12 protein-coding genes are annotated in these 12828 nt (G+C 44.3%); 5 read left to right on the top strand and 7 right to left on the bottom strand.

What is annotated here, in order from left to right:
- Positions 1-23: 23 nt before the first annotated feature.
- Positions 24-1742, bottom strand: coding sequence for a TlpA family protein disulfide reductase (locus QEP08_RS11600; protein WP_285058166.1), 1719 nt, complete (start codon positions 1740-1742; stop codon positions 24-26).
- 79 nt (positions 1743-1821) lie between these two features.
- On the opposite strand from QEP08_RS11600, the gene QEP08_RS11595 reads away from it, so the two are divergent.
- From QEP08_RS11595 to QEP08_RS11580, 4 genes are all read left to right on the top strand, one after another.
- Positions 1822-2133: a PD-(D/E)XK nuclease family transposase gene (locus QEP08_RS11595; protein WP_285058369.1), complete on the top strand. Its 312-nt coding sequence runs from the start codon at positions 1822-1824 to the stop codon at positions 2131-2133.
- A 100-nt stretch (positions 2134-2233) separates the two neighbouring features.
- Positions 2234-2797, top strand: coding sequence for a DUF922 domain-containing protein (locus QEP08_RS11590; RefSeq protein ID WP_285058163.1), 564 nt, complete (start codon positions 2234-2236; stop codon positions 2795-2797).
- Positions 2798-2913: 116 nt separating this feature from the next.
- Positions 2914-3873 (top strand): D-2-hydroxyacid dehydrogenase, encoded by a 960-nt coding sequence (locus QEP08_RS11585; RefSeq protein WP_285058161.1) that lies wholly within the window; start codon positions 2914-2916, stop codon positions 3871-3873.
- Between the two features lie 11 nt (positions 3874-3884).
- Positions 3885-5030, top strand: a complete 1146-nt coding sequence (locus tag QEP08_RS11580) for a glycerate kinase (RefSeq protein ID WP_285058159.1) — start codon at positions 3885-3887, stop codon at positions 5028-5030.
- A gap of 61 nt (positions 5031-5091) precedes the next feature.
- On the opposite strand, the gene QEP08_RS11575 is transcribed toward QEP08_RS11580, so the two are convergent.
- From QEP08_RS11575 to QEP08_RS11560, 4 genes are all read right to left on the bottom strand, one after another.
- Positions 5092-5796, bottom strand: a complete 705-nt coding sequence (locus tag QEP08_RS11575) for an SDR family oxidoreductase (RefSeq protein WP_285058157.1) — start codon at positions 5794-5796, stop codon at positions 5092-5094.
- Positions 5797-5858: 62 nt separating this feature from the next.
- Positions 5859-6350 (bottom strand): cupin domain-containing protein, encoded by a 492-nt coding sequence (locus QEP08_RS11570; RefSeq protein ID WP_285058154.1) that lies wholly within the window; start codon positions 6348-6350, stop codon positions 5859-5861.
- A 189-nt stretch (positions 6351-6539) separates the two neighbouring features.
- On the bottom strand, positions 6540-7181 hold the full coding sequence (locus tag QEP08_RS11565; protein WP_285058151.1) for a DNA alkylation repair protein: 642 nt from the start codon (positions 7179-7181) through the stop codon (positions 6540-6542).
- 6 nt (positions 7182-7187) lie between these two features.
- Positions 7188-7721 carry a hypothetical protein gene (locus tag QEP08_RS11560; protein ID WP_285058148.1) on the bottom strand — a complete coding sequence of 178 codons (534 nt, stop codon included), beginning with the start codon at positions 7719-7721 and terminating at the stop codon, positions 7188-7190.
- A gap of 189 nt (positions 7722-7910) precedes the next feature.
- On the opposite strand from QEP08_RS11560, the gene QEP08_RS11555 reads away from it, so the two are divergent.
- Positions 7911-11168, top strand: coding sequence for a cytochrome c biogenesis protein (locus QEP08_RS11555; protein WP_285058146.1), 3258 nt, complete (start codon positions 7911-7913; stop codon positions 11166-11168).
- Here QEP08_RS11555 and QEP08_RS11550 read toward each other — a convergent pair.
- A complete protein-coding gene (locus tag QEP08_RS11550) occupies positions 11131-12006 on the bottom strand; it encodes an alpha/beta fold hydrolase (protein ID WP_285058143.1) in 876 nt (291 codons plus the stop codon). The genes QEP08_RS11555 and QEP08_RS11550 overlap by 38 nt on opposite strands.
- 170 nt (positions 12007-12176) lie before the next feature.
- Complete coding sequence (locus tag QEP08_RS11545; protein WP_285058140.1) at positions 12177-12812, bottom strand: class I SAM-dependent methyltransferase; 636 nt, start codon at positions 12810-12812, stop codon at positions 12177-12179.
- Positions 12813-12828: the final 16 nt, after the last annotated feature.

The following is a 12828-nucleotide window of genomic DNA, read 5'->3' as shown; positions in this document are numbered from 1 at the left end:
GAGTGTTTCCATTAATATCGCATTTAAACATCCTGCCTCTGCAGCAACCCCTCAATTTCCATCTTCGTCTTAGTACTCGACGGCCGGTCAGCCTCTTTATTAGCCACATTGCCATTTTTATCAAAGATCAAATATCGCGGAATCATCCTGATATTAAATTCTCGCGCCAGATCAGCAGATTGTGCATTACTCAAGAAATAATGCTCCCCCTCAATATTGTGGCCCGCGATCAACCTCTGCCAGGTGCTTTCTGTGGGCGAACTGATACATAAATACAGGAAAATGACATCTTTACCAGCAAACTGGTCACGGAGTTTCTTCGAATTCTTCATTTCCGTAAGACATGGAATACACCAGGTTGCCCAAATATCCAGATAGACCACCTTGCCCTTATATCGCTCAAGCATATTTTTAACAATCCCCGTGGCCGGTAGCTTTTTTGCGTCAAGTATAACCGACTTAGCAGAAAGCTTACTCTTATAAAGCAGATCGTAGGCTAGTTGATAGTCTTTTAAGAAAAGTCGTTTAACCGGATTGTCGTTCACCAGTGCCTTGTACCTGGGAATTAATGAATTGATACTCACCAGCTGATTATTGTCCAGTTTTTCCCTAAGCAACCTGGTCAGGAAAATGGTCCTTACAAATGGATCTTTGCTGGAAGCGATCTGATCGAAAGTTGCGCCGGCCTTATAAGTGTCAACGTATTCGCCGCCAAACTTCTCCAAATAATTCTCGTTGAAATACTTTCTGTCTTCTTCAGATGCCTTATTCACCGTATCCAAAATCCTTCGGCAAAGTGCTTTTTCCTCTTCAGCAAATTCAATGTGCTCCCTGAGCAGGTAGCTGGCCATGTCCGCAAAAAGAACGGTAACTTCCTCATCCTTTTTAAACGTTTCCCGCTGTAGCTGATGATAATAATTATTCAAAAAACTTTTATACCTGACACTTCCATAAGCTTCCGGATTGTCCAGTTTAACGTCTATTGAATCCAGGAACAGGAGCATACCTGGATCTTGTTCTTTTAATTTGAACAATGCCAGTGATAAATAACTGGCTAGAAAATATTTAGCCTCCAAATCCATCTGCTTCTTTAAAAAAGGGTCGCGTCCCTTAACTTTGAAGTACTGAGTGTTAAAGTCCAGGACTTTTTTAAGTTGTGATTTTAATAAATGCTTTAAGGGAACATAGGCGCCGGGTTTTAGAGAATCCAGATATTCATAAGCAACAAGGTCAGTGAATCCTAAACTTTCCCGCAAGGATTTAGAATATTTGTCCTGCTGGTTATTTGCATTGGCCAGACTTCCTCCATAGCTGGTTTTGAAAGAATAGTCCTTATTTGCCTTGTAATCAAAGTTCAGGTCTTCTCCCGGCTTTACAAAGAACCGGTTTACAAAATAACCCCCAAACCGAACCTCATCTCCTATTTTATACCCCTGGCTGAGCATAATTTCCTGATAACCCTGAACCGGAAAAGTGACGCTAAAGTTCCCAGCGGTATCTTTGCTGATCGGTATAATGACGTCCTTGCCGGTCACCATATCCACATAAACGAATGCGTATTCGTCTATTAAACCCTGGCTTGGCCTGAAAGATTTAATGTTACCCTTAATAGTGACATTCTTTTGCTCCTGAATGGACAATTTGACAGCAGGATTTTGTCCATCTTTGTTTTGGGCAAACGCAGTGAGTCCAAAGGATAATAAAAAAAAGGCTATTGCAAGGGTTAAATAGAGTGAGCGCATAAAGTTTATGTATATTTGGTATGATCAACTAAATATAGCCATTGCACCAGCGATAAAAAGATAATTAACTTCTTTTAACATTACCAAGTTTCGCAAACAGGCTACTGAACTCGAGACGCCTGAGGAAGGCTGGTTGTTTTCACTGAGACACATGAATAAATTGAAGGAAATTCCTGTATCGTTGAAAGACAAGGAAGAGTTTGTTAAATTAGTTAAAATAGCTGAGGTGAGTAATTTAAGTCCGGACGAAATGAGTGCCTACGAGGCGAGTCTGAAGATCGCCAGGGATAATTACAGTCATGATGAGACGATTAGGAAGGAAAAACTGAAGGTCGTCATGAACAAGCTCTTGAAACTGCAAAAAAGCTCAAAGAACTTGGAGTCACGATAGAAATCATAGCAAAAAGTACCGGGTTGTCTTTTAGACCGATCTACCCCGCGAATATTGGCACCATATTTATTCGTATCAGGATGTATCAATTAGCTACCCTATGCGTTTACCGAAAGCATTTAGACTTTTAGCTTTGTCCAACATCCTCGTCCTGCTCGTTATGGCAAACCAGGCAAGCGGACAGAACTTAATTCCAACGGACATCATGCAAATTGACCTGAGTTTCTTCCAGGGCTCGGCTCCTAAAAACAGCCCTTACGCCAGCATGACCTTCATTGATTACGACTACGATTTTGCTGTAGAGCGCAATTCGCGCACGGGTGAAGTAAAAGTTAATCTTACTGTCAATATAACCCCTAACAGCTCCAAAAGCTATTTAGACATTTCCCGGGTGCATAAGAACGACATTGATCGGCTTGTGACTCATGAACAAGGACACATCATCATAGGATTTATCATTGGAAAAAGAGTTGAAGATGAATTGAATGCCTGCCGCTACACCAGGAACTATAAGGAAGAGATTCGCACCAATTATCAAAAACTCTACGCCAGTTACGAAAAAATACAGCTCGAATATGACAAGCAAACCCGCCACGGGGCCAATCTCGAAGCTCAGGAACGCTGGAATAAAAAGCTGCGTGTGTATCTTAATAAGTTAAGTTAAGACCGTCACCTGCCGGGTTAGGGTGAAGAATTTGTGTTTAGCTATAAATAGGTAAAATAATAAGTTGCGAAAAATATAAGTTTGTGATAGCTTCATCACTTATTTAAATATTAGCTATGAAAATCGTAATATTAGATGGATATACACTGAACCCAGGGGACCTGAGCTGGGACGGGCTGAAACAATTCGGCGACGTGACCCTGTACGACCGCACCCCGGTAGATCAAGTTGTTGAACGCTCAAAAGGGGCCGATGTCATATTTACCAATAAAACACCGGTAAACGCTGAGGCATTAAAGAGTCTTCCGGACTTGAAATACATTGGAGTCCTGGCCACTGGTTATAATATAGTGGACATCCAAATGGCCAGAGAAAAAGGGATAACTGTAAGTAACGTACCAGGTTATGGTACGCCGTCTGTAGTGCAGCTGACCTTTGGCCTGTTACTGGAACTTTGCCTGCATGTACAGCGCCATAGCGATGCTGTGGCCTCCGGCCGCTGGGCTTCCTCTGCTGACTTTTGCTTCTGGGACTATCCCTTGGTTGAACTGACAGGGAAAACAATGGGCATTATCGGATTTGGCGATATAGGCAGGCAGGTTGCTGATGTGGCCACCGCATTTGGGATGAAAATCATTGGGACAAGCCGGAACCGTACAGATCAGTCTCAGCGCAGTAATTTCAAGTGGGCAGAAGTACCCGAACTGCTGGAGCAGTCAGATGTTGTCAGTATCCATTGCCCTTTAACCCCCGAGACTAAAGGGCTCATTAATAAGGAGAATTTGCAGCGAATGAAAAGCAGCGCCTTTCTTTTGAATACCTCAAGGGGTCCTGTTATTGTTGAGGAAGATCTTGCCGAGGCATTGAACAACAATATAATTGCCGGAGCGGGCCTCGATGTGCTTTCTGTTGAGCCGCCTGCAAAGGACAACCCGATTTTTGGGGCAAAGAACTGCATCATTACACCCCACATTGCCTGGGCAACAAAAGAAGCGAGGACCAGGTTGATGGAGACAACTATCAGCAACCTGACTGCCTATAAAGATGGGAATCCTGTAAACGTAGTGAACCTTTAAATGAAGGCATTATGCATATCCTGATCTCCCCCAATGCTTTTAAACACGGTCTGAATGCCGAAGAAGCAGCCTTTGCTATTGAGGAAGGTTTAAGGCGAAGTAAGGCCGGTGTGACCACGGAGTGTTTCCCGGTAGCTGATGGTGGGGATGGTACAGGAACCTTAATCATAAAAAAATGTAAAGGTACATTGCTGGACGTCGCAGTACACGATGCGCTGGGCAGACCAATAAATGCTGTATTTGGCCTGATCGACAATGGTGCTACTGCTGTGATAGAAATGGCAGATGCGTCAGGTATAAGATTACTTAAACCCGAAGAACTTAACCCACTGCGTGCCAATTCTTTCGGTACCGGGGAAATGATCAGAAAAGCACTTGACCAGGGGGTAAAAAAAATCATCATCGGCATGGGTGGCTCGGCTACAGTGGATGGTGGTACCGGTATTTTGCGTGCCCTTGGTGTCCGTTTTTTAGGCGCGGACGGCAATGAGCTGACCCTTCTTCCTCAAGATCTTGGAGCGTTAACTACGGTCGATTTTTCAGCACTGGACGAAAGAATATTGAACTGTGAGGTGATTGTTTTGTGCGATGTGGACAATATGCTATTGGGTGAACAGGGATCTGCAGCGGTATTCGGCCCGCAAAAAGGGGCATCACCAGAAGCGGTGAAAAAATTGGACGAGGCGCTTTATAAACTTTCAGCTGTGGCCTTGCAACATACAGGCAGGGATATGGCTGCGATAAAGTACGGCGGTACTGCCGGAGGCGCAGCTGCAGGTTTATATGCATTTCTAAATGCCAGACTGGTAAACGGGATAGATCATTTTCTGTCACTTACAGATTTTAATTCGGCACTGGAACGGGTCGATCTGGTCATTACCGGGGAAGGGAGTATTGATGAGCAGACCTTACAGGGTAAAGGGCCTTTTGGCGTTGCCTACCATGCCAAACTTAAAGGACTGCCTGTAGTTGCCCTGGCAGGCAAGGTGCCGCTGGAGCGGAATGTTAATTTACAGGCGTATTTTGATGTATTATTGCCTATTGGAAACCAGCCCGAAGATCTCGCAACTGCGCTGGCAAGTACAGCAGATAACCTTATACGGACAGCTGAAGCACTGGGTAATATGCTGGTCCTGATGCAAAGGGAAAGAGGTTGATATCAAACCCGAATGCTTTATGCGAAGATTCCGCCCCGGGGTAGATACAAACTCAGTCCGGTTATTTGGTCTGCGCCGGACGTACCTCTATTTTACTTGGCAATACATTTGGATTCATTTTCAACAAATTGACAATCATCTCCCCGATGTCCGATGGTTGTATTTTCCAGGAATCAGCCTCATTTGGGGTGTGACCATTGAAATGGGAGGTTACTGAACCAGGCATAATGGTGGTCGACTTGATGCCATATTCCCTCAAATCCAGCATCGCAGCCTGTGTAAAACCTACTACACCGAACTTTGAAGCGTTGTAACCTGATCCGCCTGCGAAAAAATTAGTACCAGCCAGGCTCGAGATCGTTATAAAATAACCCTTATTCAATTTCAATTGCTCTACCCCTGCTTTAAGTGTATGAAATACGCCCGTCAGATTGGTGGATATCATCGCATTCCAGTCCTCGAGGCTCAACTGATCCACAGGGGCAAACTTCCCTACTCCCGCATTGGCAATCAGTATATCCAGCTGACCGAACTCTTTAACTATAAGTGCCACTGCGCGGGCTTCGTCTTCAAAGTCCGATACATCCGAAGCGACGGCCAATACATTTTCTGAACCGAGATCTTTTCTGGCCTGTTGCACATCTTCCAGCTTGCGGCCAGAAATTGCTACCTTCAATCCTGCGCTAATCAAAGCTTTAGCGATCCCAAAACCGATGCCTTTTGTTCCGCCTGTAACATAGGCTACTTTATTATTCAAATCCTGCATATGTATATTGTCTTGTTTATTGACTGCTAAGATAGTATTCCGTCAGCACTCCCTTGGCCATCTCAACCGAGAAAGTCAGGAGGGTAAGTCTTCTGATTGTATTTAATATCCATTTCTTTTAAAAGCTGCTTTCTTTCTTCAGTCATTTCAGGCATTGGCAGCATTTCGCCCGGGCCAACTGGTGTTCCAATTTCTTTGAATAATTTTTCCAGCCCTGCTGGTACTACTGTACAAAGTAGCCGGACATATTCCTTTGAGTTATTCTTGAAACAATGTATCGCTCCACCTAATGGTATATTCACAAAGCCATCCTTTTGAAGGGTTTGCTTACCAGCTTCGGTTTTAAATTCGACTTCTCCTTCCAGTACGTGAAACATTTCCTGTATATCGGGATGTGAATGCGGTGGCGGCCCGCCTCCTGGCGGTACAATCATTTCGATAACAGCATAGTTATTGCTGGTTTGTTCTCCTGATATAATGACTCGGTAATTGCCTCCGGCTATAGCCAACCGCTCTCCTTTGTCTGATGTAATAATGCTAACATTCGAATCCATATGACTTGATTTACAGGTGATGATACCATTTTTTGAAGATCCCGGGCCTTTTAATCTTTTTGAGAAAGATACGAATATAAGGAGTTTGAAACAATTAAAATGACTTCGTTGGATGAGGGGATTCATGAAATGCGGTCTCCAATTCGTTAACCGGTGACCCTTCAAAAGTTATGAGATCATTTATATGAACTACAAACCTCTTTTGTTGCTTTCAATAGCAATGAACTCCGGCAAATAATCGGGGGTACATCCTTTTGACACCATTTCACCTTTATACAGGCCCGTTTTCTGCCCTATTTCAATACAGCGTGCCCGGTACTTTTTATCAAAAATACCAATCCAGGCCGCCGTGAAATTCATTGCCCATTGTACTTCAGGTTCTTCGTTCTTTATTTGTGTTTCAATTGCCGATAGCAATTCTCCGGTATTCGGAGGGGGTGCTTGTCCCATCCAGCGCAACCGGGCCTGGTGATACCAAAACGTTCGTCTTTGAAGTAAAGAAGGGCTGTTTTTCCAGGATTCCATCAGCGCTATAGTTTTCTTGTCCTTAGCCAGCTGATTTGCCATCAACCAATCCATTAATTGATTTCGCTCTTTAAAAGGATGATCCATCATGTCATGGTCAAGCTGATTGATCAGATCTTGCGAGAGCAGCTTATTGTCCATTATCAGGATGGCGAGTTGTCTGGGCAAAAGCTGCCGCGTTGACCACAGTTCCATAGCCAGTTCATGGTCCTTTTTGATTTCCTTAGCAATTTTACGCAGATCACCCAGCATGGTTTTACTATTGATCTGGCCCAGAATGTTTCCCGCTTTTGAAGAGAGGCTCATATCAAATTACCTGGAACCTAATGTATTGCCCCGAATATAAATTTTATTCGCGTTTTCAATATTTTCTTTAGACCTGGTCAGTATCTTAAAGATCGTTGCCTTCCCGCCGGGCAGGGCCGACACCTTTTGGTCAGCAGCGACACTGATGCTCAGAATATTTTTTTCGTTGATCCAAGTCTCAGCATCTGTAATGAGCTTTCCATCGACGGTATAGAGCACCCCCTTATTTTCCCTGGTTTTTAAGTATTTGTTACTAAGGGACTGAAGGCTGACAAAGTTGTATGGTACGTCTTTTTTGAGTGTGATATATACTTTATTTTTAACAATATCAATCTTTTCAATCTGGGTTGGGTTAAAAGTTTCGATAAAACCGATTTTTAACAATACACTATCTACATAATATTCCAGATTATCACCATGATGAACAGGATTTGCCGGCTCATAATAAACCTTTATACTATCTGTTTTATCCTGGGCGTCTGCCAATGTTGCTGCAGCCAATGCGATAGCCACAGTCAAAAAGATTTTTATTGCTTTCATAGAAATGAATTTAAGAATTTTTTTCATACAAAGCGCAGACAGAATTGAACTTGAACTGGTCAGTGTGTACTGGAAAATTGGAGCGTAATAAAGTCTGATTATTGCCATAATACAACTGCCTTTTATTTTTTTCGGTTTCGAGCAGTATCTTGCGGGTCGCTGAATGAAACCACATTTCTGATATTACCGATGTTTAAAACTCTAGCAAAAATCATTTTTTCGACCCGGACTATGGGTGCGATGCTCTTAATTTACGCATTTTCTATGGCCATGGCCACGTTTGTTGAGAATGACTACGGCACACCCGTAGCAAAAGCCCTGATCTACAACTGCTGGTGGTTTGAACTGGTAATGGTCATCCTGATCCTCAATTTCATCGGAAACATTGAAAGATACCAGCTGACACAGCGTAAAAAGTGGCCCCTGCTCCTGTTCCACCTGGGCTTCATTGTGATTTTCATTGGCGGGTTCATCACCAGGTATATCAGTTTTGAAGGTTCTATGCACATCCGGGAAGGGGAGTCAAGCAGCGATGTGATCTCCGATGCTACATTCTTCAAAGTTCAGATTGGTAAAGGCGAAGACGTTTTGGCTTATGACGACGTCCGTGCCATTCTAATTTCCAATAGAATTCCGGGTTATCTGAAGATGTTTAAAAAGACATTTAAATCAGAATATGACTTCCGGGGCGAACGCGTTAAAATAAAGGTGATTGACTTTTACGCCCGTGCACAGGATTCATTGGTGCGGGAACCCTCAGGACCATCGACACTGCACGTGGTAGTTCTGGAAAATGGCAAGCGGGTAAATAAATATATCCCTTCGGGCAGCGTTCAACTGATGAACAACATGCTGGTCAGCTTCAACAAACCCACGCCCGGCGCAATCAATATCGACAATTCGACAGGAACCTTTCGGATTTCCTCGCCTTATGAAGGCAATTATATGATCATGGCTACACAAGAAAGAAAAGTAGTAACCGGAGACGACATTGCCCAGCCTTTTAACCTAAGAAGCTTATACACCTACGGCGACCTCGCTTTCGTTGTTCCCGAACCCGCGATAAATGGCCACATCATGTATTATGAAGGCGATAAACGCACACACGAAACCGACCTTGACCTGGTAAAAGTAGAGGTTACTACCCCCACCGCTGTCGATACCATTTCCTTTTACGGTGGCAAAGGGATGACCAATTTCCAGCATCAGAGTGAAGTAGGCGGCCTGAAGATCGCCCTCGCCTATGGCTCCAAGATCTACAAAACCCCTTTTGCCTTGAAGCTGGCCAAATTTAAAATGGAAAAGTATCCGGGCAGTAATAGCCCTGCAGCCTATTCTTCAGATGTGATCATCCAGCACGGAAACACAGAAACACCTTACAAAATCTTTATGAACCATGTACTGGACCATTCCGGGTTCAGATTTTTCCAATCAAGCTTTGATTCTGATGAAAAAGGCACCATCCTGTCTGTCAACCATGATGAGCTGGGTACGAACGTAACTTACCTGGGATATACCATGCTGTTCCTAGGCCTTTTTGTGACCTTGTTCTGGAAAGGAACACATTTCTCCAAGCTCAATGAGCAACTGAAAACACTTGCCAAATCTAAGGCCCTGCTCCTGCTGCTTTTCTTCCTGCCAGCAGGTGCCGCTTTTAGCCAGGAGATAGACATGCACGGCAAAGACGGGACAGAACATGTCCACAAGCCCGGAGAAGTACATGAACACGAACCAGCAGCACCCGCCAGTTCTCCTGCACAGCCATACAAACCCTCCAAAAATGCAAACGGAGAAGAATTTGCTGCCGCCTTAAAAATCGATGCTGAACATGCCGATAAATTTGGGCACCTGCTGGTCCAGAACATTGACGGCCGGATTGAACCGGTAAACACCATGGCCCTCGAGATTTTAAGAAAGCTATATGGTAAAGACCGTTTTCACAGCCTCAGCGCCAACCAGTTTTTCCTGTCTATCTCTACCAATCCATTCATTTGGATTAACGTCCCTGTCTTTAAAGTCAACACAAAAGGCGGAAAGGACATACTAAAAGTAGTAAACGCCGACCCCGAAGGCTATACCTCCATGGTCAACCTGATCAGGATGCATGACGACGGCAGCGCAGAATTTGTCCTGAAAGACGATTACATGAAGGCCTTCGCCAAAAAACCGTCTGAACAGGACAACTACGACAAAGACCTGATTGAAATGAACGACAAACTGGAGGCTATGGGACAACTGATCACCGGCCAGTACCTGCGTATTTTCCCCATAGCCGGCGACAAGAACAATACCTGGGAAGCCATATCCCCTATCAATATGGACACCACGGCTACCCCAAATGCCTTTGACCGCTACGTAAGTGCTGTCAACCAGGGACGGGCCACCGGCAACTGGCAGACCGCAGATACAGAACTTCAGCGCATTAGCGATGCACAGCAGAAATACGGCAAGGCAGTCGTGCCTTCAGCAACAAAAGTAGCGTTTGAAGTAAGTTATAACTCCTGGAATCTGTTCTTAAAACTGATGATCTGCTATGCGGTTTTAGGCACGGTGATCCTCTCGCTGGCATTTCTGAAACTGTTCAGGACATCGAAAATATTAAATAAACTGGTGACCTTCGTACTCATCCTGATCGGGACGGCAACCTTACTTCAGGCAATAGGCCTGGGCGTACGCTGGTATATATCCGGGCACGAGCCCTGGAGCAACGGTTATGAAGCCGTGCTGTTCATCAGCTGGATTGGAGTGGTTTCAGGATTGCTGATGTACAGAAACAGCAATGCATTTATTCCTGCTGCAGGATGTTTAATTGCTGTAATCCTGATGGGTTTCGCACACGGCGGCTCACAAATGAATCCGCAGATCACCATGCTGGTGCCGGTTCTTAAATCGTACTGGCTGATGATCCATGTTGCGATTATCACCTCCAGCTATGGCTTCTTTGGCCTAAGTGCCCTGATTGGAACTGTGGTATTGCTACTGTTCATCATTGACAACGACAAGATCTCTGCAAAAGTAAAAGCATCAGTAACTGAACTGGCAATCGTCAACGAAATGTCGCTGACCGTAGGCTTATTTTTACTTTCCGTAGGAACATTCCTGGGAGGTATCTGGGCAAATGAAAGCTGGGGCAGGTATTGGAGCTGGGACCCTAAAGAAACCTGGGCATTCATTTCGGTGATCGTTTATGCGTTTATCCTGCACGTGCGGCTCATACCAGGACTGAGAAGCAAATATCTGTTTAACCTGCTTTCGCTGATCGGCTTCTCGACAATTATCATGACCTATTTTGGTGTAAACTACTACCTATCGGGCTTACATTCCTATGCACAAGGTGATCCCGTTCCAATTCCATCATGGGTTTACATCACGATCGCATCGGTCTTTGCACTTGCAGTAGTGTCTTATCTCAGGTATCGTGCAAGGAAGACAAAAAGCCCTCAATAAGACTTAAGACTTCGTCAAAGTTGGTCTCCAGTACCATATGAGAGCCATCGATAAGATAAACATCTGCGTTTGGCAGGTGTCTCTTATAGCAGTGGGCCTCTTTTACGTCATAATAGGGATCATACTTTCCCCATAGCACAAGTGCCGGGGGCTGGTGTGTACGGAGATATTCCTGAAAGACAGGAAACATTTCAATATTGCTTTTATAAGTGCAGTTCAACAGGTATTGCATATCGAGGTTGCCGGCCCTGCTCATCCGCTCCCAGTCCAGCAGCCAGGTTTCAGGACTAACGTGACCGAACATTTCTTCGGGCAATCCGGCAAAATACTGGTCTTTTGTACCTTCCTTACTTAAAAAGGCATACACCTTTTTCTTTTTCTCTTCAGTAGGATGATCCCAGTAATCCCTGATCTCATCCCATACCGGTTCAATGCCCTCAAGATAGGCATTGCCGTTCTGGACAATGATCCCCTCTATTTTTTTGGGACTACTGACACAGATCCGAAGCCCGATCGGGCAACCGTAATCATGAAGATAGGTGGTAAATGATTTTAAATCAATTGCATCGGTAAACTTGTTGATGTATGCCGCCACATTTTCAAAAGAGTACTCAAAGTCATTTCTGTCTGGAAAAGCACTGAAGCCAAAACCAGGATAATCCGGAGCAATGAGGTGGTATCGGTCGGCAAGGGCGACCATTAAATTTTTAAACATCACAGAGGAGGTCGGGAACCCATGCAGCAACAACAAAGATGGGTTTTTCTTGTTTCCCGCTTCGCGATAGAAGAGCTCAATGTCATCAACCTCGATGGTCTTATTTAAAATTTGTCCTGCCATAGTGCTTATTTTAGGATGATACGGGTTACTTTCTGGAAATAAACCGCAAATAACAGACCAATGGAATAGAGAAAACATTGTCGCATTTATCCCTTCCTCGATTCCGACCTGAGCACGGCGCTCCCTACGTTTTAACCTTCATTTAGCCAGAACACACAGCTCAATAAACCTCACTGAGACTGGCCATTCCCTTTTTTACACTTGATTAAAAAGAATGGCTGGCTCTCATTGATCTCCGTAATTTCAAATAATCCGGCACTGCCAAACTCCGATTCTATCGATGCCCTGTCATAAAAGAACATGTTAACGCCCGGAAATATCTCATAAAGGTCCTCACTTATAAAATTTCCCTGCCCATAGGTCCGCGCAGCTTTGGAAATAGCGGTAAATACCATATAGCCGTTATCTGAAAGCTGGTCATAACAGTCCCGGATCAGCTTTTCCCGATCGTTGCTGTCCAGCAAATGAATTAAAGCATAGCAAAATATCCCGTCATATTTGTTCTTATCAAATGGCATGTCGTTTACAGAACCATGATGGATCACCATATCCGAACCATAATGCCTCCTAGCCATTTCAATAGCAGTCTTTGATATCTCAATCCCGGTAACGGTCATCCCGCTTTCTTTGAAAATCTGTGCATTGCGTCCATAACCAATGCCCGGTATCAGGATGTTTTTTACAGACTTCTGCAGAAAGAAATCCTTTGTCAGCACAGCAGAATTAGCAGGCTCAAAGCCCCACATCTCCCGCTTTTCACCAAATGCTGTTTCCCAAAACTCAGGTTTTTCATTTTCATTGACCATAATCCATTCATTTTAT

The sequence above is a fragment of the Pedobacter ginsengisoli genome, assembly GCF_030244015.1.
Taxonomy (GTDB): domain Bacteria; phylum Bacteroidota; class Bacteroidia; order Sphingobacteriales; family Sphingobacteriaceae; genus Pedobacter; species Pedobacter ginsengisoli.
This window is presented reverse-complemented; position numbering and strand designations above follow the sequence as displayed.